Source organism: Arthrobacter sp. MDT2-16, from assembly GCF_054510925.1.
This window is the reverse complement of sequence record NZ_JBTNDP010000003.1, coordinates 44,410-67,406: the sequence shown is the minus strand read 5'-3', so window position 1 is coordinate 67,406 and position 22,997 is coordinate 44,410. Positions and strand designations below refer to the sequence as shown.

Here is a 22,997-nt window from a genome sequence, read left to right as displayed (position 1 = left end):
CCGGCCCTCAGGGGGTGTGGGAGCATTGCGTCATGACTGAACAGCAGCCTGCCGGTCCCGTGGTCCCCGCTCCCGGCACCCCCGAGACCCCGCAGGGCGGCGCACCCGCCGTCCCCGGGCAGGCGGACAACCGTACCGCGACGCTCGCGGAGCTCGTGGACGAGCCCGCGAAGGTCATGCGGATCGGGACCATGCTCAAGCAACTGCTGGAGGAGGTCCGGTCCGCGCCGCTCGACGACGCCGGCCGCACGCGCCTCGCCTCCATCCACGAGCGCTCCGTCCAGGAGCTCGAGGACGGCCTCGCCCCCGAGCTCGTCGAGGAACTGCACCGCATCAACCTGCCCTTCGACGACGACACGGTGCCCACCGACGCGGAGCTGCGTGTGGCCCAGGCCCAGCTCGTGGGCTGGCTCGAGGGCCTCTTCCACGGCATCCAGGCCGCGCTCGCCGCGCAGCAGATGGCCAACCAGCAGCTCGCGGCCCGGCTTCAACTCCGTGAGCTGCCGCCCGGCACGGTGATCGCGCCCGGCGTCGTCATCGGCGAGGACGGCGAACCCCGGCGCACCCCGCCCGTGCGGCAGTCCCAGGCGTCCCCCGCGGACAGCCACGGACCCGGCCAGTACCTCTGAGAGCGTAGGTGGCATTCTTCGCTGCGGCGCGGCAGGGGCGGAAGGATGACGCCGAGCTGGGCACCGGGGTGTGGCGGCGTGCGCACGACCGCTTCCGCCGCGGACTCGACCGCTATCACCAGATCCTCGAAGGCATCGAGGACGACGACGTCTACAACGAACTCGTGCAGGTCGCCGACGACCTGGGCGCCATGCTCCCGCGGGTCCGCGCGATCTGCGTCCGTGCCCAGGCCTCGTCACCGAGCACGGGCCTCGACATCCCCGGGGCGCTCCTGCAGGTGCACCGTGCGCTGTCCCGTGCAGGCAACACGCTGGCGACGACGGCCGAGGCGGCCGCGATGACCCGGCTCGACGGCGAGCGGTGGGGCATCGCGTCCTCCGGGCTCGACAACGTGCGGCGCCGCGCCCAGCTGGTGGCGGAGGACATCGAGGAAGCCGAACGGTCCATGCCGGGCGCCGGGGAGCGGACTCAGTAGAACAGCAGGGTGCTCCCCGGGTCCACGGCGATGTCCCAGACCTCGAGTTCCTGCCCGCCGCACTCACCGCGTCCACCGGTCGGCACCCCCCGGATGAACGGCGTGGACCGGTCGTCGTCCACATAGGGGTAGCCGCGTTCGTTGAGGACGGTCAGGATGCGGTGACGGACGGGCGGATCGCCGTCCGTGGAGGTGCCCACCTGCTCGCGTTCGTAGGCGGAGAAGCCCTCCGGCCAGCGCAGGAGGACCAGGCGGCCGTCGTACGTGAACATCACGCAGGCCCTCGTGCCCTTGACGCCCATGCGGAACGTCCCCTGGAGGTTCTCCGGCTGATCCGATGGGTCGCGGTCCCGGTCGGGGCGCACGCCGACGACGACCGCGGGGTCCAGCGCCCCGGGAGGTTCCCCGCTCGTGTCGAGCACGAGTTCACCCGGCGGCATGGCCCGGATGGTGTTGCGCAGATCCTCCGGCAGGGGCACTGGCTCGCCGGCGGGCGTGGCCGCCTCCGGTGCCCGCCGGTTCACGAGAGTGAGCACGGAGCCCTCGCCCTCGATCGGCGTGAGGACGCCGTGCTCGCCGTGGACGAGGAACATGAGCTGGTTGGGCGGATGGAAGGTCCTGCTGTACGGGCGCTCGAGGGTGCTCCGGCCCGTGACATCGACGGTGAGGACCCGCTCCGCCGATTCGCCCTTCAGTGTCTGCACCACGGAGGCGTTCCGCAGGATCCGCACCTCGCCGTCGATCACCGATGCCTGGACCTCCGCGGCGGCCACGACGGCGACGACGTCGGCCGACTCGAACAGGTGGGCGGTCCCGCTCGCGGGACCGGTCGCCTGGCGTGCGAGGAAGGCTGCGACGACCGCCGCGATCAGCAGGAGGCAGGTGGAGCCGATGACCGTCCGGACCCTCCGGTTCGGAGCGGCACCGACGTCGTCGGGCGGGGTCCCGGTGATCATCCGCGCCGGGACGGGTGCCGGAGTGAAGGGGCTGTCCGGAGGATCGGCACCGGATGGTGCCCGGGCGTTCGGCGGGGCGTTGGGAGGCGGACCCTCGAAGATGTGATCGAAGGTCCCGTCCGGGGGATCGGCGCCCGACGCTGCAGGAGCATCCGGCAGGGCGCGCAGTGCACGGCGGCTGCGTCCGAGGTCGTCCTCGGTGACGGAGCGGGCGGGATCGGCGGCGGTCAGGACGGCGGCGAGGGTGGCCTGTCCCGGTCCTGCCGACAGGTGCCCGCACGTGGCCTCGACCGCGGTGAGGCGGCCGGGATCCTGCCCCGACGCCCTCGCCGCGGCCTCGGTGTCGAGGCCGTCCCAGTGACGCAGCAGGAGGAACTCCCTCTCCCCGGGCGAGAGGGCGGCGAGGGCGGCCTGCAGGTCCCTGTTGCCCTCGACGCGGGGAGGGAGCGACGGCGGCAGGAATCGTTGCAGGGACGCCCGGGCCTCGGTGACGAGGAGGATGCGCACGGCAGCAGGGGTGGCCCGAGGGGCGACTGCTTCGACGGCTTCGACCGCGTCGACCGCCACGTCCACGGCGAGCCGTACGGACCTCGAGCGCCGGAAGGCGTAGAGGTAGGCGTCGTCGTGCAGGGCGACCCGCACCGGTTCGTCCATCGCGCCCATCCCACACCTCCGTCATCGCAGGCTGGTCCGTGGGGTCCGCTCCCGGAGCGGATACCTCGCGGGCTGATAGTTGTCGGCGGAAACAGAAATAAACAGGTCTCCCCGTTAGTTCCCGCCTATATGACTACATCACCAAACCTTACGTTCACTGACGGCCTCACGATCCCCCAGCTCGGGTACGGCGTGTGGCAGGTTGAGGACAATGTCGCCGAGGACGTCGTGGGCAAGGCCTTCAAGGCCGGCTACCGCCACATCGACACCGCCAAGATCTACGGGAACGAAGCGGGCGTGGGACGCGCGATCGCGTCGTCGGGCCTGAGCCGTGACGAGATGTTCATCACCACCAAGCTGTGGAACGCTGACCAGGGCTACGAGAGCACGCTCAAGGCGTTCGACGAGTCCATGGAGCGGCTCGGACTGGAGACGCTCGACCTCTACCTCATCCACTGGCTCCAGCCCAAGCAGGGCAAGTACGTGGACACGTGGAAGGCGTTCATCGAGCTGCAGAAGCAGGGGCGCGTGAAGAGCATCGGCGTCTCGAACTTCACCACCGAAGCGCTCAAGGAGATCATCGACGAGACCGGCGTGGTCCCGGTCATCAACCAGGTGGAGACCCACCCCTACCTGAACCAGGCCGAACTGCGCGCCTTCGAGGCGGAGAAGGGCATCCTGCACGAGTCGTGGTCGCCCCTCGGGTCCGGTAAGGGACTGCTCGACGACGCCGTGCTGCAGGACATCGCCGGCAAGCGCAACGCCACCCCCGCCCAGGTGGTCCTCGCCTGGCACCTCGCGCTCGGCAACGTGGTCATCCCCAAGTCCGTCACGGAGTCGCGCATCATCGAGAACTGGGAATCGCTCGACGTGAAGCTTGAGGACGAGGACGTCGAGGCGATCAACGGCCTGGACAAGGGTGCTGCCGGCCGTATCGGTGCCGATCCCGCCACGTCGGACTTCGCCTAACCATTCCCGGCCCGCTCGCGCCCCCTGGGTGCTTGCGGCGGGTGCGTGGATACGCGTCATCGACCAGAAGAGCCGCCCGGCACTGCCGGGCGGCTCTTCTCGTGGTGGTGCCGGGCCTCAGGCGGCCTGGGCCAGCGCAGCCCGGAGGGGGTAGTCGGTCCCCTCGAGGATCAGCTGGGCGCAGCGTCCCGTCCCGAGGTCGACGACGATCGGCGCAGCCAGGTTCACGCTGGTGCCGCCCGGACCGGGATTGGCGACGACGAACAGATGGGCCTCGGGCACGTCGGGTCCTAGGACCTCGCGCTGAGCCTCGGACAGGCGCGGGCTGTAGTGGGGCACGTACGTCGCGGCGTCGAGGAGGAACAGACGCACGGCAGGCTCCTCGGCGGCGGTGAGGGTGAAGAGTCCTTGGGCGCCCGTGACCTCCTCGAGGTGGAAGTCCGTGAGCGGTGCGAGGCCCGGTGGGGGCGTGACGAACGCGGCCCTCATCGCAGGAAGTCCATGAGGGAGGGCTGCAGCACGCGGGCCGAGACGGCGAGCGCACCCTGGTAGGCGGTCTCCTGCAGCCTGAGGTCCAGGATGATGGACGCGAGGTCTACGTCTTCCACGGCGGCGCGTTCTCCTTCGAGTGCCAGCGATGCGTCGGCGACGGCATCCTTCGCTTCGAGCAGGCGCGCGTGCCGTGTGCCGATCTCGCTGTGGTGGGCTGTGAGGTCCTGGATGCGCTGCTGCAGTGGCGCGAGGTGGGCCGACACGTCCTTGCCGGCGCGCAGGTCCGCGACGATGCCGTCCAGCAGGGCGAAGGCCGAGGCGCTGCCGCTCCCGAAGACGGCCGCCCCGTCCGCGTCGACGCGGACGGTCTCATGGGGTCCTACCCTGCGCTCGACCGTCCCTCCGGCCGCGAACGTGAGGTCCGGCGCGAGGGCGGCGGCCGTGTCGGCGTTCCCCGCGAAGAGGAAACGGCCCGCGTAGGTCGCGTTGGCCTGCGTGGTGAGCTCGGAGCGCAGCGACTCGACCTCGAGGGCGAGGGCCTCGCGCGCGGCGGGTGGCAGGGAGGAGTTGGAGCCCTGCAGCGTGAGGTCGTTCACGCGGTCCAGCGCCCGCTTCGACGTCGTCATGGCATTCTCGAGTTGGGTCAGCCAGCCTTCGCCGTTGGAGATGTTGCGGCCGTACTGGGTGGTGGCGCTCATCTCGGCGCGGACGCGCAGGGCCTCGGCGGCCGCGGCAGGATCATCCGACGGGCGGGCGATGGCCTTCTGGCTGGACGCCTTCTCCTGCAGGTCCGCAAGACGCGCGAGGTTCGCCTGCAGGGAACGCTGCGCCCCGTGGAGCATGGTCTGGTTGGTGACACGTGTGATCATGATGGCTCTTCTACCGTCCTACGATTCCCATGCGGTTGATGAGGACGTCGAGCATCTCGTCGACGGCCGTCATCACGCGTGCTGCGCCCTGGTATGCGTGCTGGTACTGCAGCAGGTTGACCTGCTCCTCGTCCATGCTGACCGATGTGGCGCCGAGCTGCTGCTGCAGTGCGGTGGTCGCGGACACCTCGGCGAGGGCGTTTCCCTGCAGTTCGGCGCGCGCGGCGGCGCCGAGACCCGTGACGAAGGCGGACCAGACGGCGTCGGGCGATCCCGCCCCGGTGCCGATCCCCGAGATCGCGTCGGCCACCGAGCCGTCATGGGCGCCCGATCCGGGAGCGCCCGCGGCGAGGTCCTCGCGGCGGGTCGGCAGGACGGTGAGCGAGGCCGCGGGGCGGCCCGGCTGGTGGGCGAAGAACGGGCCCTTGCCCGTGCCGCTGTGGAGGGCGTTCACCTGGTCGGCGAGTGTCGCCGCGAAGGCGTCGTACCCGTCGGCCGCCTGGGCGAGGGCGCCGCCCGCCTCGGCGGGGGCGAGGAGCGAGAGCGTGGCCGCGAGTTCGCCGCTCTCCACGCCGGCCGGGGCGCCGGGCCGGTGGGTCCATTCCACCTGGACGGCGCCGGCACCGCCGAGCTGGATGGGCCCGGTGACCTGCAGGGCGCGCGCGGTGGTGCCCGCGACGAGCGGGTTGCCGGCCAGCAGGACGTCGGCTGTGCCGTCGGGATTGTCACGGACCGTGGCCCCGGTCAGTCCGGCGAGCGTCGCCGTCAGGGTGGTGCGGCGGTCCACGAGCTCGTTGGCCGGGGCGCCGGCGGCGACGCTGGAGCGGATCTGCCGGTTCAGGTCGGCGACCTGGGCAGCGGCGTCGTTGACCTCCGCGACGAGGCCGGTCGCCGAGGAGCGGACCGTCGCCCATTGCTGCTCGACCTCGCGGTAGCCCGCGGCGATCCGGGAGGTGAGCTGCCCTGCCGCCGCGAGGAGCGCCGACGCCGGGGCGTCCTTCTCGGGCTGGTTGGAGACGCCCTGCCAGCCCGCCCAGAACTTCTGCAGGGAGTCTGACACACCGGTGGTGCCGGGCTCCTTCAGGCCGTCCTCGAGCGCGGAGTAGGCCTGGGCGCGCACGCTCGTGTAACCGGCGGCCCCGGCGGTGATGCGGACACGTGCTTCGAGGTGCGCATCACCGAGGCGGGCGATGCCCTGGACGAGCACGCCCTCGCCCGAGCGCGTGCCGGTGCTGAAGAGTGTCGGACGCACCGGCGCGGCGGCGGAGGTCTCGAGGCGCTGGCGCGTGTACCCCTGCGTGGTCGCGTTGGCGATGTTCTGCCCGGTGACGTCGAGGCCGGCGCGGGCGGCGGCGAGCCCGGAGTAGGCCGTGGTCAGTCCGCTGAATGTGCTCATCGTCCCGTCACAGATCCTTGTCGAGGAGGGTGGGTTGTCCGGCTCCCTGCAGGGCGGCGCCGTCGGCGGCGTACGTGCCCGTCCCGGTGCCGATCCCGGCGAGGGTCTCCTGGGTGGACCGGCTGGCCGCCCTCAGGAACTGCTGGTTGGTGTCGCGCAGCGCGCCGATCTGGGCGACCAGGACGGTCATGGCCTGCAGGTGCGCGGAGAGCAGTTCCTGCCAGGGTCCCTCGGGGGCCACCGCGGCCAGTTCGCGGAGCGTCGCGCCGTCATCGAGGCCCCACGCGGCGGCGACGCCGGAGGCGTGCACCGCCCGGGCCAGCCCGATGTCGCGCAGGCGCTCGAGCACCTGCTCCACCTCGCGGGTGGCGTGCTGCAGCCAGCGGGTCTTGCCGGAAGTGAGCAGCAGCTGCTCCTCCTCGAGCTTGAAGACGAGGAGTTCGAGCAGTTCACGTTCCTGCCACAGCAGGGCGGACAGATCCTGGGGACTCACCGTCCCACCTCCTTCCCGGTGTCACAGACTTGTGGAACAGGAAGAACTATCGGCATCGGCCGCTGTGGCGTTAGCGATGTCCCTGAGCGCGTCGGCTCGATCGCTCGCACCGAAGCCCGGATGCGGGCCGCGCGTCGACCAGGAGGCGTCGCAGGAGAACCTGCGCGCGGATCAGTGGGAAGCCGGGTCCGCGTGGTCCTTCCCCGGCCGGTGTCCGGCGACCGCAGCGCGGATATCGCCTCCCTCGTGCTCTCCCTTCTTCCCGAACGGGAGCGCCTTCAGCAGCGGGTGCACCACGGCCATGACGACGGAGCCCCAGGCGAAGCCGAGGATCGCGGAGCACAGGGTGTTCACGAGCCAGGCCAGGAAGCCGCCCACCACCGCGACGCCTGCGAAGGGGTGCTCGAGGACATGGACGAGGTCGTACGGCGCATGCCACCCGAGGTCGTAGACGCCCTGCAGCATGATGTGGCCACCGACCCACAGCATGGCGACCGTGCCGACGACGGTGATCACGGTCAGCACGGAAGGCATTCCCCGCACGAGCAGCCCGCCGAGGCGCTGCGCGCCGGCGGAGTCCTTGGTGGTCAGGTGCAGACCGATGTCGTCCATCTTGACGATCAGTCCGACGGCGCCGTACACGAGCACCGTGATCGCCAGTGCGACGACGACCAGGATGAGGGCCTTGGCCCACAGGGACTCGTCGGCCACCTCGTTCATCGAGATGACCATGATCTCGCAGGAGAGGATGAAGTCTGTGGTGATGGCACCCTTGGTGACCTTCGCCTCGGCCTCCGGTCCGCGTTCGACCGCCGGGGCCTTCTCGGCCGCGTGGTGGCCGCGGAGCTTGTGCCACACCTTCTCGGCACCCTCGTAGCACAGGTAGGTACCGCCCAGCATGAGGATGAACGGGATGATGCCCGGGACGAAGGCGCTGATGAGCAGCAGCGCCGGCAGGATGATCAGCAGCTTGTTGCGCAGCGAGCCCCAGAAGATCCGCTTGATCATCGGCAGTTCGCGGGACGGATCCGCCCCGGAGACGTACTGCGGGGTGACGGCGGCGTCGTCGATCACCACACCGGCGGCCTTGACCCCCGCCCTCGCGGCCCCGGCAGCGACGTCGTCCGCCGAGGCGGCAGCTATACGGGCGATGGCTGCGACGTCGTCGAGCAGGGCGACGAGGCCGCCGCTCACAGCTCGCCTCCGAGCTGTGCGGGAGCGGACTTCAGAGCGTGGACCCAACGGTCGGGGCGCGGATTCGGCATGGTCGAAGTATACGGCGGGACATTCCGCCGACGGGGAGACCCGGGATCTGCCCGGGTGCGGCGGCCCTTGCATTCGGGCGCTGCAGCAGCCGACCCGACCGTGCGGGTCAGACCGGCAGCTGCAGTACCTGGCCGGCGGGCCCCTGTTCCTTGCTCGTGGCCGCGGGGTAAGCGATGATCCACGGCATCACCGCAGCCGCCGGCAGTGGTCTGGAGAAGTGGAAGCCCTGGGCGACATCACATCCCAGGGCCCGCAATTCCACCTGAGTCTCCCCGTTGTCCACTCCTTCGGCGACCACCCGGAGGTCCAGGCTGTGTGCCAGGTCGATGATCGAGCCCACGAGGCCATGGGCGCGACGATCCGAGCGCATGGCGGTGATGAAGGATCGGTCCAGTTTGAGTTCGTCGGCAGGGAGCTCGCGCAGGTACGCCAGGGAGCTGTATCCGGTGCCGAAGTCGTCGATCGAGATCTGGATGCCCTTCGCGCGGAGCCGCGCGAAGATCTTCGCCGCATCGGTCGGGTTCCGCATGAGCATGTCCTCCGTGATCTCCAGCACGAGGCACTCCGGTGGGAGGCCGTGCTGTTCGAGGAGGATGCGGATCTGCCGGGGCAGCCCTTCCTGGATGCAGGATCCGGACAGGTTCACGGCAACGCTGATCGCCATCCCGTCGGCACGCCACCGGGCCACCTGCGCCACCGCCTCCTCGAGCACGAGCGCGGAGATCGCGGGCATCAGGCCCGCTTCTTCCGCGAGGGGCAGGAACGACGTCGGCGGAAGTTGCCCGAGGAGGGGATGGTTCCACCGGATCAGGGCCTCGACGCTGGTCACGGAGTCGTCCGCCAGGTGCACCTTGGGCTGGTAGTGCAACTCGAACTGGCCCTCGGCGAGTCCCAGTCGCAGTTCCTGCAGGGTCCTCAGCTTCCGTGCGCCGCCGTCGTCGTCCACGGAGCTGTAGAGGTGGTGCCCGCTGCGGTCCGACTTGGCCCGGAACATGGCGATGTCCGCCTTGCGCATCAGCAGGGTGATATCGGTGCCGTTGTCCGGGGTGAGCGCGATACCGATACTGACGCTGACCTTCAGCGAGGCCGTGCCGACCTGGATCGGCTGGTCGAGCTCCGCTTCAAGTCGGCGGGCCACGGCGAGGGCTTCCTCCCGGGACACGCTGTCGAGGAACACCGCGAACTCGTCCCCGCCCAGGCGGGCGAAGAGGTCGCCGGGTCGCACCTGCCGGGCGAAGCGTTCGCCGACCAGGACGAGGAGGGCGTCCCCGACGTCGTGTCCCAGCGCATCGTTGACGTCCTTGAAGCGGTCGAGGTCCAGGAAGAGCAGGGCACCGAAGCGGTCCCCGCCCACCCGTCCAGGAAGGTCGGCGACCAGCCCCCGGCGGTTCGGGAGCCCTGTGAGGTCGTCCGTGGTGGCGAGGATCCCCAGCACGCGGTTCCGGAAGACGAGAGGTACCGCTGCCAGGAGCAGGGTGAGAGCGGCGAGGATCTGGGCGAGGAGCGGGATGGGTACCTGGCACCCGATGATCAGGACTGCGAGCGCCGACAGGGTGGACACCATCAGGATGGTGTGGGTGGGCAGCCCGCGGTCACGCTGGCGGGAGTCCGTGCCGGCTCGTGCGACGCCGTCGATCCAGAGGGCGATGCCGACGACCCCGATGATCCAGCCGGCGTCGACGACCGACCCGACAGCGTAGTCCGGCATCCCCAGGGCGAAGGCGACGTCCGCGGCGGAGAAGAGGATCAGGCCGATGATCAGCAGTGGCCAACGCGGCCCGAGATCGAGCCCGCGGGAGGCCAGCAGGCCACCGACGGCCGTGATCAGCAGGAGATCCAGGAGCGGGTAGACCACAGCGACGACTACTTCGAACGTCGTGCCGCCCCCTGCCCCGGAACGCAGGAGCGGCGCGAGGACCAGAGCCATGACGGCGGCGGCGGCGAATGCACCCACCACGCTGTCCAGCAGCAACGGCCAGGCCACGCCCTTCAGTTTGCGCACCGTCATCGCGAGCGTCCCGAGCATCAAGGGGTAGAAGGCGAGATACGCCACATCCGCGACCGACACCACGGCGAGGGCCTGCTGTCCGTCCAGCGACGCGAGGTAGATGAGATCCCCTGCGGTGTAGACGACGACGGCCGCCGTGCCGAGCAGGATCTGCCACCGGCGTCGCGTCCTGTACACCGCGCCGACGCACACGGCCACGGCAGCGAGTTCCACGACGATGCCCAGCCACGCGCCGAGCAGGTCGGACCGGACCCGGTCGCCGAACAGGACACCGAACAGGTCGCCGAACAGGACGGCGACGAGGTAGGCCAGCAAGGCGACGACCGTTCCGACGACGAGGACGCGGGAGGCATCGACCCGCGCTCGCACGGGAGCTGAGCCATCACCACTGGCACTACGGGTAACAGCAGGCACCCTGCACTTCCTTCCCTCGAAAGATCAGGACCCTGACCAGGGAAAAAGCCTAGGGCGGCTGCACGGGCCCCATCCCCGATCCGCCCTGCTGCACCCCAACCCACGACGAAACCTTGGGCTACCTTGCGTGTGTTCGCAGCTTTTCGGGCAGGCCGGGAAAGAAAGTTGCTTCGAGTCCTAACATCGGCTGCAGGACCTCCGATAGCTACGGTTGCAGGCCCATGGATGGGCCTGCGGTAGCAGCCCTTTCACGGAGGAATACATCATGGGTTTCCAGATCAACACCAACACCGCAGCCAACACCGCATACCGCAACCTCTCCAGCACCCAGGGCGATATGTCCAAGTCGCTCGAGAAGCTGTCCAGCGGTCTCCGCATCAACCGCGCAGCCGACGACGCCGCCGGCCTGGCGATCTCCGAGGGCCTGCGCTCGCAGATCGGTGGTCTGGGAGTTGCAGCCCGCAACGCCCAGGACGGCATCAGCGTGGTCCAGACCGCTGAAGGTGCGCTGACCGAGGTCCACAGCATCCTGCAGCGTGTCCGTGACCTGGCGGTGCAGTCGGGCAACGACTCGAACAACGCAGATGCACGCGACGCGATCAAGGCCGAGGTCACCGCGCTGTCCGAAGAGCTGACGCGAATCGGCAACTCGACGAACTTCAACGGCACCAAGCTTCTCGACGGTAGCGCTGACCTCACCTTTCAGGTGGGTGCAGGAAGCACCGCGGCGAACGATCAGATCGGTGTCGACCTCAAGGGTGCAAATATCTCGACTCTGGGTACCACTGTTGGCGGCCTGAACTTCGATTCTGCGGCGAACGCCCTGACGACGATTGCCGCACTGGACACTCAGATCACGGCTGTTTCCAAGTCGCGCTCCGAGCTCGGTGCCGTGCAGAACCGCTTCGAGTCGGCGATCAACAGCATCAACGTCTCGCAGGAGAACCTCTCAGCGGCCAAGTCCCGCATCACGGATACCGACATGGCGAAGGAGATGGCGGACTTCACCCGTTCGAACATCCTCTCGCAGGCCGGTACCGCGATGCTGGCCCAGGCCAACCAGATGAACCAGGGTGTCCTGCAGCTCCTCCGCTAGACGGTGAGCTCGTAGGCGAAAGGTGCACGGTGGCGGGACCGATCCTGGACCGAGAGGTCCCGCCACCGCGCATTCGCCGCGAAAAGCCCCGAGGAATTCGCAGATGAACCTGCAGTCGAATCAGCAGCACGTTCCAGCCCCACCCGAGAGGTAACCCATGGCGTTCTCCATCGACGGCATCGCCAGCGGGCTGGACACCACGAACATGATCAACCAGCTCATGCAGCTGGAAGCCCGCCCGCAGACGCTCCTCAAGGCCAAGGCCACCGCGACGCAGGGTTTCATCACCGCCCTGCAGCAGCTGAACACCCGCTTGAGCTCCCTGACCGAGCTCGCGACCAAGACCGCCAAACCCCTGGCCCTCGACCTCTACAAGGTGGCCAGCAGCTCCGACGCCGCCACCGCCACCGCGACGTCCTCCGCCGGCGCCGGCACCCTCGACTTCACCGTCAAGCAGCTCGCTTCCTCCCAGTCCTCCGTCACGGCGGCCATGACGGCCTTCTCCGCGGAGGCCTCCACGCTCACCCTGCGGGCGAAGGACGGGACCACCACCGAGATCGCCACCACCGGAACACTCGACGACGTCGTCGCCCAGGTGAACAAGGCCGATGTCGGCATCACCGCCACGAAGGTCAGCGCCGGGACCCTCGGCGGCGTGCAGCAGTACCGGCTCCAGTTCACCGCGCAGGAGCCCGGTGCCGAGCATCGCTTCGATGTGTTCCGCGGAACCGCGGCCGATATCACCGCCGGCACCGCGACCGACCTCTTCGCCGAGACGGGAGCGGCCACCGTCCGCGCAGCACAGGACGCCGAGGTGGTCCTCTGGGGCGGTACCGCCGCCGAGCAGACTCTCACGTCGTCATCGAACACCTTCACGGACATCCTCCCCGGCGTCTCCGTCACCGTCGCCAAGACCACCACCGACCCGGTGTCCGTCACAGTTTCCCGTGATGCCGAGGCCACCTCCACGAAGGCGAAGGAGCTCGTGGACGCCTTGCGGGGTGTCTTCTCCTTCGTGGAGGCCAACACGAAGGTCACGCCAGGCGCGACGGCCAGCGCCGCGCCGACGGCGGGCAGGTTCACCGGCGACAGCGCCGTCCGTGGGATCACCCAGTCGATGCTCACGGCGGCGACGGCGCCCATCAACGGCAGGTCGACGTCGGAGCTCGGTATCACACTGACGCGCTCCGGGACCGTCGAGTTCGACGCCGAGAAGTTCGCCGCCGCGCTCGCCAAGGACCCGGCCGCCGTGAAGGACGCACTCACCCAGCTGTCGACGCGCGTCGCGGAGGCCGGCAAGGCGGCCTCGGACAAGTACGACGGCGAGCTGACGAGCCGCATCAAGAGCCAGGAATCGACGGTCCGAAACCTCAACGACCAGGTGTCCGGCTGGGACCAGCGGCTCGAGAAGCGCCGGAGCGCGCTCGAGCGCACCTACTCCGCGCTCGAGGTCCAACTCTCACAACTCCAATCACAGGGGGACTGGCTGTCATCCCAGCTGGCAGGCCTCCCCACCGGAAGCGGGCTCTAGATGCTGCAGATGAACGGATACCAGGCCAAGCGGTCGCAGTACGTGCAGGACGCCGTCCTCTCGGCGACCCCAGCCGGGCTGCTGACCATGCTCTACGACCGGCTGCTGCTCGACCTCGCGCGCGCCGGGGCAGCCCAGGAGGCAGGGGACTGGAACGTCGCGTCCCAGAATCTGCTGCACGCCCAGGACATCGTCGGCGAATTGATGTCCTCGCTGCGCACGGACGTCTGGGACGGGGCTGCAGGGCTGATGTCCCTCTACACCTATGTGCGGCAGACCCTGATGGAAGCCAATACCCGGCGGGACTGCGCAAAGACGGCGGAGTGCGCCGAGATCCTCGAGCCCTTGCGGCAGGCGTGGCACGAGGCCGCGTGGGCCGGCCGGCCGGCCGCCGTCGCCCAGGACCAGGGCGCCCCGCGGGCCCTCGGAGTCCTCGGCGTTGGTTGACGAGGCCCCGAGCACCACAGCGGAAGCCCTCGAGGGGATGGAGCGCGACGCCGCACTGGAGGCCTGGACCGCCGTACTCGATGACCTGGAGGCAGCCCTCGATTCCGCCACGGTCGGGACCATGGACGGGATGACGGACGCGCTGGCGCTCGGAGCCGCGATCGATGAGGCGACGGCTGCGGATCGAGCCCACGATCCAGCCCCGGGTCGCATGGCTCCCGCCCTCGCCCGGTACGCCGTCGCCGGGAGCTGGGCGCCGCCGCGCCTCGAGAGCCCGATCCCCGACGCCCTCCTGGCACGGGCGCGGCGCATCCGCGAACGCCAGGTGGCCGTCCTGTCCCGCCTCGCCGCGGATGCCGACACGCTGCGCCGCCACCGGGCCGCGCTCGGCTCGGTCCGGGCCGCGACAGCTCCGCGGCAGTCCGCCGTCTACCTCGATGTGACGGGCTGAAACTTCTCCCCACGGGCTCCTAACGGGTGGCCGAGCGCCATCCGATAGTTGCCGGTGAGCACGGATCGCTCACCCCCAGGCCATGGATCGGCCGCTCGACCTTGTTCAGAAGAGGTTCTGCCGTCGTGCTCGATTCCGTGTCCTCGCTCGCCCTGCGGAGCGCCCTCGATGGGCTCGCCCTGCGCCAGCGCGTCACAGCGAACAACATCGCGAACGTCAACACCCCCGGCTTCCAGGCCCAGCGCGTCAGCTTCGAGGACTCCCTCGCGCGCTCGGTCGCGAGGGGCGGCGGCAGCGTGCAGGCCACCACGGACGTCTCCCTCGAACCGACCCGGCTGAACGGCAGCAACGTCAACCTGGACACCGAGACCCTCTCCAACATCGACACCGTCCTGCGCTTCCAGTTCGCGGCGCGCGCCGTCGAGGGCCCCTTCACCAGCATCCGCACAGCCCTGAGGACCTCCTGATGACCTTCGACGCGATCGGGATCTCCGGCACCGGCCTCACCCTGCACCGCAAATGGCTCGACGCCGTCTCGGACAACATGGCCAACGCCAACACCGTCACCTCCACCGACGGCACGGCCTTCCAGCAGCGTTACATCACGGCACGCGCGGACGAGAACGGCCAGGGCGCCTACGTGGCCGGGGCCGAGTTCGGCAGCGCCGAGGGCCGACTGGTCCACCAGCCCGACCACCCCCTCGCGGACGAGGACGGCTACGTCCGCTACCCCGACATCGACATGAGCGCCCAGATGGGCCAGCTCATCATGGCGCAGCGCGGCTACCAGGCGAACGCCGCCGTCGTCGACCGCGCCAAGGCCACCTACGAGGCCGCCCTCCAGATTGGACGGTCCTGATGCCCGTTCCCGCGATCGGCGCGGTCCAGCCCGCCGCCACTTCCTACCTGCCGTCCGTCGGTGCCGTGTCCGATGCCGGTGGCGAGGGGTTCGCCACCTCGCTCACCTCCGCCGTGGACAACCTGCAGGGCCTGCAGTCGGCGTCGAACGGACTCGCCGTGCAGGCCGTCACCGGCGACCTGACCGACATCCACAACGCCACGCTCGCCTCCACGCGTGCCCAGGTGACGCTCGAGCTCGTCGCCGCCGTCCGGAACAAGGGCGTTGACGCCTTCAACGAGATCATGAGGATGCAGGCCTGATGCCCACGCCGCTGTCCACCGCCGCCACCCGTCTCGGGGATGCCGCGAAGAGCTTCACCATCGCCCAGCGCACCATCGCCATCATCGGCGTCGCGGTGCTCGTGCTCGGCGGGATCGCACTCACGTCCTGGCTGTCGAAGCCCTCCTACACGCCGCTGTTCTCAGGGCTCGGCGGGGAGGACGCCAGCACCATCGTCGACCAGCTGCAGACCGACGGCGTGCCGTACGAGCTGACCGAGGGCGGCGGCACCATCCTCGTGCCCGAGGAGTCGGTGTACGACCAGCGGATCAAGGCGGCCTCGGCAGGCCTCCCGTCGTCGTCCACCGGCGGCTACTCCCTGCTCGACGACATGGGCGTCACGTCCTCCGAGTTCCAGCAGTCCACCACGTACAAGCGCGCCCTCGAGGGAGAACTCGCCGCCACCGTCTCCGCGATCGACGGCGTCAAGACCGCCACCGTGCGCCTCGCCATCCCCGAGGACACCGTCTTCGTCGCGGAGCAGGGCAAGCCGACGGCGTCGGTCTTCGTCGAGACCAGCCCCGGCGCCACGCTCTCGAGCGACCAGGTGCAGGCCATCACCCACCTCACCTCCGCCTCGATCGACCGTATGGACGCCGCCGACGTCGCCGTGATCGACGCCGAGGGCCGCGTGCTCTCCGCCGTGGGCGTCGGCGCGACCGGCGGCAGCGACCAGCAGGCCTCCGACTACGAGCAGCGCATCGGTGCGTCGGTGCAGGCGATGCTGGACCGCGTGGTCGGCGTCGGCAACGCGACGGTGGCCGTGGCAGCAGACATGAAGCTCGAGAGCGCCGAGCGCGTCGAGGAGAGCTTCACGACGCCGGACAACGCGCCCGCCCTCAACGAGTCCACTACCACCGAGGCGTACGAGGGCGCCGGCGGAGGCAATGCCGGCATCCTCGGACCGGACAACATCGCGGTGCCCGAAGGCGGCGCGAACGGCGACGGCACCTTCAATTCCGAGACCAGCACGCGTAACAACGCCGTGAACAAGACCACCGAGTCCACCACCGTGCCCGCCGGAGGCATCAACCGGCAGACCGTCTCCGTGGCCGTCAACCAGGGCGCCACGGCCAACATGGACGTGGCCGCGCTGACGGCCCTCGTCTCCGGTGCCGCGGGGATCGACGCGGCTCGCGGGGACGTGGTGACGGTCGAGGAACTGCCCTTCAACGAGGCGGGTGCCGACGCCGCGGCGGATGCCCTCGCCGAGGCCGAGGCGGCGCGGGCGGAACAGCAGCGCGCGGAGCTCATCCGCACCCTGTCCATCGTGGCGGCCATCCTCCTCGTCGCCATCGTGGCGCTCATCGTCTACGCCCGCCGGTCACGCAGGCAGCGGCGCGAACCGCTGGACCTCGGCGAGCTGCAGGGCGTGTACCCGGCCCTGCCCGGTCCCGGCACGCCCGCCCTCGATCCGGCCGTCGCGCTCCTCACCCCCCTGGAGCCCGCCCCGAACACCACCACGATCGACGTCGCCGCGGTGCAGAACGCCCTGCTGGCCGGATCGGCGGAGTCCGACCTCGAGCGCATGCGTGCAGAGGTCGACGCCCTCGCAACACAGGATCCGGCGAAGACGGCCGAGTTCCTGCGCAGCATGATGGATGACAGGCAGAGCGTATGAGCACCCTCGCGCGGACCGCCGCGACCGGGACGCAGAAGGCCGCCATGGTGCTCATGCAGCTGGACCAGGCCCGCGCCGCGGAGGTCCTCAAGCAGATGTCCGAGGCCGAGGCCGAGGAGATCGTCGCGGAGATCGTGCGCCTGCGCCGGGTGGAACCCGCTGCTGCCGAGGAGGCGCTCGCCGAGTTCCACGAACTCAGCACCAGCGGCCGACGCCGGACCCGCGGCGGCATGGACGTGGCGATCGGTCTCCTCGAGACCTCGTTCGGCGCGGAGCGCGCGGCAGGCGTGGTGGGGCGCCTGGCCTCGACCGCGGCCGGCAAGTCCTTTGAGTTCCTCGACAGCGTGGAACCCGGCCAGATCCAGACCGTGCTCGAGGGCGAACTGCCGCAGACCATCGCCCTGGTCCTCGCGCACCTCCGACCCGAACGCGCATCGACCGTCCTCGCCGGGCTGAACCAGGACACCGGCACCGACGTCGCCCAGTGCATCGCGACCATGGGTTCCGCGACACCCGAAGCCGTGTCCATCGTGGCCGACAGCATCAAGATCAGGGCAGGCGCCGTCGCCGCGCCGCGCCAGGGCGTGTCGGCCATCGGCGGCATCCAGCCCCTCGTGGACATCATCAACCGCGCCGACATCGGCACCGAACGCGCGCTGCTCGACGGCCTGGAGCACCGCGACCCGGCACTCGCCGAGGAGGTCCGCGCCCGCATGCTGACCTTCGCCGACATCGTCAACCTGGAGCGCCGCGACGTGCAGCAGGTACTGCGCGGCATCGACTCCGCCGTGCTCGCATTGGCGATGAAGGGTGCCGCCGAGGCCGTGGTGACCGTGATCCGTGCCAATGTCTCCGAGCGCAACCGGGAGGTCCTCGATGACGAGATCCGCGCCGTCGGGCCGGTCCGCATGTCGCAGGTCGAGGAGGCCCGCGCCGAGGTGGTGCGTGCCATCCGCGATCTCGAGGCGCAGGGGACCATTACGATCCAGCGCGGGGACGAGGACGAGTATGTCGACTGACGCACTGACCCCCGTCGCCTTCCCGCGGCTCGGGCCCGGCTCGGGCCAGGCGGCGCACCATGCCGCCGTCACGCAGGGGCACGCCGCGGGCTACGCCGACGGGCTGGTCCTCGCCCGCGCCGAACTCGCGGAGCACCGGGCACGGCTCGACGCCGAGCATGCCGCCGCCCGCGCGCACGCGGACGCGCTCCTCGCGCAGCGGCTCCGCGTCCTCGACGCCGCCGCACGGGCGCTCGACGCGCGGACCGCGCCGGTGCTGGACCACGCCCGGACGCGCATCCTCGACGCCGCCCTCGGCATCACCGAGGCACTCCTCGGGCATGCGCTGCAGGACGGTCCGTCCTCCGCCCGCGCCGCCGTCGAGCGTGCCCTGGCGGCCGCGGATGGGGAGGAGGTGCGCGCCGTCCGGCTGCACCCCGCCGATATTGACCTGCTCGGACCCGGCATCGTGCCCACGGGTGTCGACCTCGTCCCCGATGCCGCGCTGCAGCGGGGGGACGCCGTCGCGGAGTGCCCCGACGGCTCGATCGACGCGCGCCTCGGGACGGCCCTCGCACGGGTCCGCTCCGCCCTGTCCGGGGCCACGGCGTGACGCTCGCGCTCGACGAAGTGCTCCGGCTCGCCCGGACCGCCGCAGCGCCCCAGCGTGTGGGCCGCGTGGCGTCCGTCGTCGGCCTCGGGGTGGACGTCGTGGGCCTCGACTGCGCCATCGGCGACCTCGTGACGATCGGCGACGACACCCCCGTGGACGCCGAGGTGGTGGCCGCCTCGCTGACGGGGCTGCGCTGCATGCCCTACGCCCACCTCGCAGGCATCCAGGCCGGCGCTCCCGTGCGTGCCCAGGGGAGGCCCCTGCGGGTGCCGGTGGGTCGGGGACTGCTCGGCCGCGTGCTCGACGGTGTCGGCCGCCCCATCGACGGGCGGGGGCCCCTCACCGACGTGACGTGGGTGTCCCTCGGCAACACCCCGCCCCCCGCGCTGCAACGCACCCGCATCACCGAGCCCCTGCAGCTCGGCGTCCGCGTGATGGACACGCTCACCACCGTGGGGCGCGGGCAGCGCATGGGCCTGTTCGCGGGGTCCGGCGTCGGCAAGTCCTCGCTGCTGTCGATGATCGCGCGCGGGACCGACGCCGCCGTCTCCGTGATCGCGCTCGTGGGGGAGCGGGGCCGCGAGGTCCGCGAGTTCCTCGAGGACGATCTCGGCCCGGAAGGCCTGGCCCGATCCATCGTGGTGGTCTCGACGTCGGACGAGCCCGCGCTTTTGCGCCTGCGCGCGGCCTTCGTGGCCACCCGGATCGCCGAGGCGTTCCGCGACGAGGGCTCCGACGTCATGCTGATGATGGACTCGCTGACACGCGTGGCCATGGCCCAGCGCGAGATCGGCCTCAGCGTCGGCGAGCCTCCCGCGACACGCGGCTACCCGCCGTCGACCTTCTCGCTGCTCGCCCAGCTCCTCGAACGGGCAGGGACGGGGGCCACGGGTTCCGTGACCGGCATGTACACGGTGCTCGTGGATGGCGACGACCACAACGAGCCGGTGGCCGACGCCGCACGCTCCATCCTCGATGGCCACGTGGTGCTCGACCGCAAGCTGGCGGTCGCCGGGCATTTCCCGTCCATCGACCCGCTCGCCTCGATCTCCCGGGTGGCCTCCCGCGTCACGACCCGGGAGCAGGCGGGGACCGCCTCGGTGCTGCGCCGGGCCCTGGCCGCACGCAAGGCCGCCCAGGACCTCATCGACGTCGGCGCCTACCATCGCGGTTCCAACCCGCTCGTGGACGCCGCGGTGGACCACGAGGCCGCCGTGAACGCCTTCCTGCAGCAGCGCATGGACGAGCAGACCCCGTTCGGTGAGGCGTGGAACCGCCTCGCCCACCTGACCGCGTCGATGGGAGTCATCTGATGGCACGACAGTTCCCCCTGGCCGGCCTGCTCCGGCTCCGGCAGCTGCGCGAGGACGAGGCCGCCGGCTCGCTCGCCGCGGCGAACGAGCGACTGCGTGCCTCGCGGACCCGCACCGAGGGCGTCAGCGGCGCCCTCGGCGGCACGGACCTCGATCCGGCCGGAGCGGCATCGCTGCACGCGGTGGCGGCAGCCCGCGCATCGGCCCGCAGCATGCTCGCCGATCTGCAGGCGCTCGAGGCCCGGCTGCTCACGGAGCAGGAACACGCGCAGACCACCTACCGGGGAGCCCGGGCCGCGACGATGGGCCTCGAGAAGCTGGAGGCGCGGCACAGCGAGGCCGAGGCGACCGCGCTGCTCGGCGCCGAGCAACTGGTCCTCGACGAGATCGCCTCCGCCGGCAGACTCCAGCACACAGGGAAAGACAGGGCATGACTATCACCGACGCGGTAGGCCGCATCCAGCAGATCCAGTCCACCCTCACCCTGCTCGCCGTACCGGCGGCACGTGCCGCGGCCGGCAGCGCCTCCACGACCGGCAGCGCCTCCACGACCCCGGCCGGTACCGCCACGACAGGCACCTCTGCAGGCAGCCCCACCGCCGCGCCGGGGGCGACGGCGGACCTCTTCGCCGAGGCGCTCGCCGGCGTCACCGATCCCGGCCTCGCACCGAGCACCCCGGTCACCGCTCCCGTCGCAGCCCCGAGCCCGACGCCCGTGCCCCTGCCCGTGCCGGCCTCGGGCGACGCAGCGCGTCTCATCGAGGCAGCCCGGTCGTACGAGGGCATCCCGTATGTCTGGGGCGGTACCGACCCGGCATCGGGCCTCGACTGCTCCGGCTTCGTGCAGCGTGCCTACGCGGACATCGGCATCCAGCTGCCCCGCGTGACGTGGGACCAGATGAACGCCGGCGTGCACGTCCCGTCCCTCGCCCAGGCACAGCCCGGTGACCTGCTGTTCAGCCACGACGGCGGGCACGTGTCCATGTACCTCGGGGGCGGCAAGGCCATCGACGCACCGCAGCCGGGCCAGACCGTCGCCGTGCGCGACATGTGGGAGACGGACGCGAACATCACCACCATCCGCCGCATCCTGCCGGAGGCTCCCGCAGGTTCGGCGTCCATGGCGCCGGCAGCCCTCACGCCCCCGGCCGCCACGGGTCCCGCCGATGAGGCGTACGCCGCGCAGGCCGCCTTCCTCGCGAGCATGGCACGATGAGCCCGGTTCAGGGTCAGCCGATCGCGGCCGCTCCCCGCGACGCGATCCGTTCCATCCGTCCGGCAGCTGGAGGCCGCGACGGCGGGTCCCCAGCGGCGTCGTTCGGTGATGCCTTCCGCAGGCACGCGGAGCGTCCGGACCGCTCGTCCGATGCCGCTGAGGCAGCCGGTGGAGCGCAGGGCGATCCTGCCGATGCCGCCGCGTCGTCGGTTGCCTCCGCGTCCGGCGCAGTGGCGACGGCACAGCCCGGGATCCCTACGAAATCAGGCTCCCCGGGCAGCGTTCTCGGATCCACCGGTGCGTTCACGCCGTCCATCGACGCGCAGGCCGCGCAGTCCGCACCGGCCGCACCGGCCGCACCGCAGGGGTCAGCACCGGCCCTGACGGGCTCGTCGGAGGCATCCGGCGCCCCGACCGCGGCGTCGTCGGAAGCCTCCGGCGTCGTCCCGTCGACGCCCGGGCAGGCACCCGCACGCCGGGACGGTCCGCCGTCGGCCGGCCCGTCGGTGTCGCTGGGAGCGCCAGGCACGGTGAGCTCCGTGGCCGACACGGCGGGCACGGCGGGCACGGTGACCCAGACGTCCCCGGGACCTGCGGCGGCCACGGCGGGCCGGCAGGCCCTCGCATCCGCAACGACGCACATTCCCGCCACTCCAGGGATCCCCGGGGCAGGTGAGCAGGCGGGGATGACGGCGGCCCCGCTCGAGGTGGCCGGAGCGGGTGCCGCTGCCGTGGCCCTACCGACGGGCGGAGCGCTCGGCACGTCCGGCGCGCACGCCCCATCGTCAGCGGGTGAGGTGGTCGCCGACGACGCGGCGACAGGGCAGGGCGAGCCGCACCAACCCGCACCCGGAGGGATGCCGGCTGCCGGCTCGTCGACCTCCGCCGCCCCCCTTGCCGAAACCGTCGGGCACACGGACCCCGTCCAGCTGCCTCCGGCCGCCCGGGCCGACCTGCCCGTGCAGCAGGTCCCGTCCGCCGTCGTCGGTGCCGCCGACGCTCACGCGCCCGCACGGCAATCCGCCGCTCCCTTGCCGCAGCAACTCGGCGGTCCCGCTTTCGCGCTCGCCCAGGCGGCGGCGGACACGCCGGGCGGGACGAGCACCATCACCGTCACCGTGGCGCCGGAAGACCTCGGCCCCATCACCATCCGCGCCAGCCTCTCCCCGGACGGAGCGCGGATCGAGTTCTTCTCCGCGACGGACGGCGGCCGCGAGGCGCTCAAGCAGGCGTTGCCGGACCTGCGGCGGGAGGCGTCGTCGTCGGGCCTGTCCGCATCACTGGACCTCGGCACCGGCACGCCGGATGACGGCAGGGACCGGGCGCGGGAGGACACCGGACGGCGCTCTCCGGCCGCGGAGAACCGGACCCCGACCGCCACCCCCTGGACGGGCCGCCCGATCCCGGGCACCTCGACCCTCGACCTCTTCGCCTGATCCGGAAGGACACCCATGCCCATAGATCCGGTCGCGTCCGCGACCTTCGCCCCCACCGTGACACCCGCCGCCGGCACCCGTCAGCAGGCCATGGACTCCGAGGTGTTCATGTCCCTGCTCGTGAGCCAGCTGCGCAACCAGGACCCCAGCGCGCCGATGGATACCAACCAGATGATCTCCCAGACCACTCAGCTGGCCATGATGGAGAAGATCACCCGGATGACCGGTCTGAGCGAGGAGAACTTCCACCTCCAGATGCGGTCCTCGGCCGCCGCACTCATCGGCAACGAGGTCTCCTATACGGGGCTGGACGGCGTCGAGGCCCGCGGTCTTGCGACCGCGGTCTCCTACAGCGGCCCTGTCCCCACGGTCACCATCGGTGGCAAGAGCATCGCCCTCGACCTCGTGTCCGGTGTCGGCGCACTGCCCGCCCCGGCCGCACCCTGACCCCCGAGCCTCACCAGACCCTTCTG

At 70.9% G+C, this 22,997-nt stretch carries 25 protein-coding genes; 18 read left to right on the top strand and 7 right to left on the bottom strand.

The window, feature by feature from the left end; translation table 11 throughout:
* The first annotated feature begins 32 nt into the window (after positions 1–32).
* Positions 33–629: a bacterial proteasome activator family protein gene (locus tag ACX80N_RS06940; RefSeq protein ID WP_459338812.1), complete on the top strand. Its 597-nt coding sequence runs from the start codon at positions 33–35 to the stop codon at positions 627–629.
* 8 nt (positions 630–637) lie between these two features.
* Positions 638–1,105, top strand: coding sequence for a hypothetical protein (locus tag ACX80N_RS06935; protein ID WP_105032581.1), 468 nt, complete (start codon positions 638–640; stop codon positions 1,103–1,105).
* Here the strand turns inward: ACX80N_RS06935 and ACX80N_RS06930 are convergent.
* A complete protein-coding gene (locus tag ACX80N_RS06930) occupies positions 1,099–2,715 on the bottom strand; it encodes a hypothetical protein (RefSeq protein WP_459338811.1) in 1,617 nt (538 codons plus the stop codon). The genes ACX80N_RS06935 and ACX80N_RS06930 overlap by 7 nt on opposite strands.
* A 129-nt stretch (positions 2,716–2,844) precedes the next feature.
* Between ACX80N_RS06930 and ACX80N_RS06925 the strand changes: the two genes are divergently transcribed.
* Positions 2,845–3,684, top strand: coding sequence for an aldo/keto reductase (locus tag ACX80N_RS06925; RefSeq protein ID WP_459338810.1), 840 nt, complete (start codon positions 2,845–2,847; stop codon positions 3,682–3,684).
* A gap of 117 nt (positions 3,685–3,801) precedes the next feature.
* Here ACX80N_RS06925 and ACX80N_RS06920 read toward each other — a convergent pair whose 3' ends face one another.
* The 6 genes from ACX80N_RS06920 to ACX80N_RS06895 all read right to left on the bottom strand — a co-directional run bounded on the left by ACX80N_RS06920 (position 3,802) and on the right by ACX80N_RS06895 (position 10,577).
* Positions 3,802–4,173 carry a flagellar assembly protein FliW gene (locus ACX80N_RS06920; RefSeq protein WP_459338809.1) on the bottom strand — a complete coding sequence of 124 codons (372 nt, stop codon included), beginning with the start codon at positions 4,171–4,173 and terminating at the stop codon, positions 3,802–3,804.
* Positions 4,170–5,045: a flagellar hook-associated protein FlgL gene (flgL, locus tag ACX80N_RS06915; RefSeq protein WP_459338808.1), complete on the bottom strand. Its 876-nt coding sequence runs from the start codon at positions 5,043–5,045 to the stop codon at positions 4,170–4,172. Before flgL ends, ACX80N_RS06920 begins: the two co-directional genes overlap by 4 nt.
* Before the next feature lie 10 nt (positions 5,046–5,055).
* On the bottom strand, positions 5,056–6,441 hold the full coding sequence (flgK, locus tag ACX80N_RS06910) for a flagellar hook-associated protein FlgK (RefSeq protein ID WP_105032586.1): 1,386 nt from the start codon (positions 6,439–6,441) through the stop codon (positions 5,056–5,058).
* 7 nt (positions 6,442–6,448) lie between these two features.
* Entirely contained in the window at positions 6,449–6,934 is a 486-nt protein-coding gene (locus tag ACX80N_RS06905) for a flagellar protein FlgN (protein WP_105032587.1), read from the bottom strand.
* Positions 6,935–7,105: 171 nt separating this feature from the next.
* Positions 7,106–8,128: a DUF808 domain-containing protein gene (locus tag ACX80N_RS06900; RefSeq protein ID WP_105032588.1), complete on the bottom strand. Its 1,023-nt coding sequence runs from the start codon at positions 8,126–8,128 to the stop codon at positions 7,106–7,108.
* Between the two features lie 178 nt (positions 8,129–8,306).
* Positions 8,307–10,577, bottom strand: a complete 2,271-nt coding sequence (locus tag ACX80N_RS06895; protein ID WP_459338807.1) for a putative bifunctional diguanylate cyclase/phosphodiesterase — start codon at positions 10,575–10,577, stop codon at positions 8,307–8,309.
* A gap of 310 nt (positions 10,578–10,887) precedes the next feature.
* Between ACX80N_RS06895 and ACX80N_RS06890 the strand changes: the two genes are divergently transcribed.
* From ACX80N_RS06890 to ACX80N_RS06820, 15 genes are all read left to right on the top strand, one after another.
* Positions 10,888–11,718: a flagellin N-terminal helical domain-containing protein gene (locus ACX80N_RS06890; protein ID WP_459338806.1), complete on the top strand. Its 831-nt coding sequence runs from the start codon at positions 10,888–10,890 to the stop codon at positions 11,716–11,718.
* 157 nt (positions 11,719–11,875) lie between these two features.
* The gene (gene fliD, locus ACX80N_RS06885; RefSeq protein ID WP_459338805.1) at positions 11,876–13,249 is read left to right on the top strand and encodes a flagellar filament capping protein FliD; all 1,374 of its coding nucleotides are present in this window, start codon (positions 11,876–11,878) and stop codon (positions 13,247–13,249) included.
* A 9-nt stretch (positions 13,250–13,258) separates the two neighbouring features.
* Complete coding sequence (fliS, locus tag ACX80N_RS06880) at positions 13,259–13,696, top strand: flagellar export chaperone FliS (RefSeq protein WP_205753637.1); 438 nt, start codon at positions 13,259–13,261, stop codon at positions 13,694–13,696.
* A complete protein-coding gene (locus ACX80N_RS06875; RefSeq protein ID WP_459338804.1) occupies positions 13,689–14,147 on the top strand; it encodes a hypothetical protein in 459 nt (152 codons plus the stop codon). The genes fliS and ACX80N_RS06875 overlap by 8 nt, the downstream gene beginning before the upstream one ends.
* Positions 14,148–14,272: 125 nt before the next feature.
* Positions 14,273–14,614: a flagellar basal body rod protein FlgB gene (locus ACX80N_RS06870; protein ID WP_459338803.1), complete on the top strand. Its 342-nt coding sequence runs from the start codon at positions 14,273–14,275 to the stop codon at positions 14,612–14,614.
* A complete protein-coding gene (locus tag ACX80N_RS06865; RefSeq protein WP_105032595.1) occupies positions 14,614–15,006 on the top strand; it encodes a flagellar basal body rod protein FlgC in 393 nt (130 codons plus the stop codon). The genes ACX80N_RS06870 and ACX80N_RS06865 overlap by 1 nt, the downstream gene beginning before the upstream one ends.
* The gene (fliE, locus tag ACX80N_RS06860) at positions 15,006–15,308 is read left to right on the top strand and encodes a flagellar hook-basal body complex protein FliE (RefSeq protein WP_459338802.1); all 303 of its coding nucleotides are present in this window, start codon (positions 15,006–15,008) and stop codon (positions 15,306–15,308) included. Before ACX80N_RS06865 ends, fliE begins: the two co-directional genes overlap by 1 nt.
* Positions 15,308–16,948 carry a flagellar basal-body MS-ring/collar protein FliF gene (gene fliF, locus ACX80N_RS06855; RefSeq protein ID WP_459338801.1) on the top strand — a complete coding sequence of 547 codons (1,641 nt, stop codon included), beginning with the start codon at positions 15,308–15,310 and terminating at the stop codon, positions 16,946–16,948. The genes fliE and fliF overlap by 1 nt, the downstream gene beginning before the upstream one ends.
* Positions 16,945–17,967 (top strand): flagellar motor switch protein FliG, encoded by a 1,023-nt coding sequence (gene fliG, locus ACX80N_RS06850; protein ID WP_459338800.1) that lies wholly within the window; start codon positions 16,945–16,947, stop codon positions 17,965–17,967. Before fliF ends, fliG begins: the two co-directional genes overlap by 4 nt.
* Entirely contained in the window at positions 17,957–18,559 is a 603-nt protein-coding gene (locus ACX80N_RS06845; protein WP_105032599.1) for a FliH/SctL family protein, read from the top strand. Before fliG ends, ACX80N_RS06845 begins: the two co-directional genes overlap by 11 nt.
* Entirely contained in the window at positions 18,556–19,872 is a 1,317-nt protein-coding gene (locus ACX80N_RS06840; RefSeq protein ID WP_459338799.1) for a FliI/YscN family ATPase, read from the top strand. Before ACX80N_RS06845 ends, ACX80N_RS06840 begins: the two co-directional genes overlap by 4 nt.
* Entirely contained in the window at positions 19,872–20,306 is a 435-nt protein-coding gene (locus tag ACX80N_RS06835) for a flagellar FliJ family protein (protein WP_459338798.1), read from the top strand. The genes ACX80N_RS06840 and ACX80N_RS06835 overlap by 1 nt, the downstream gene beginning before the upstream one ends.
* The gene (locus tag ACX80N_RS06830) at positions 20,303–21,088 is read left to right on the top strand and encodes a C40 family peptidase (protein ID WP_459338797.1); all 786 of its coding nucleotides are present in this window, start codon (positions 20,303–20,305) and stop codon (positions 21,086–21,088) included. The genes ACX80N_RS06835 and ACX80N_RS06830 overlap by 4 nt, the downstream gene beginning before the upstream one ends.
* Positions 21,085–22,524, top strand: coding sequence for a flagellar hook-length control protein FliK (locus ACX80N_RS06825; RefSeq protein ID WP_459338796.1), 1,440 nt, complete (start codon positions 21,085–21,087; stop codon positions 22,522–22,524). Before ACX80N_RS06830 ends, ACX80N_RS06825 begins: the two co-directional genes overlap by 4 nt.
* A gap of 15 nt (positions 22,525–22,539) precedes the next feature.
* The gene (locus ACX80N_RS06820) at positions 22,540–22,971 is read left to right on the top strand and encodes a flagellar hook assembly protein FlgD (protein ID WP_105032604.1); all 432 of its coding nucleotides are present in this window, start codon (positions 22,540–22,542) and stop codon (positions 22,969–22,971) included.
* The last annotated feature ends 26 nt before the right edge of the window (positions 22,972–22,997 follow it).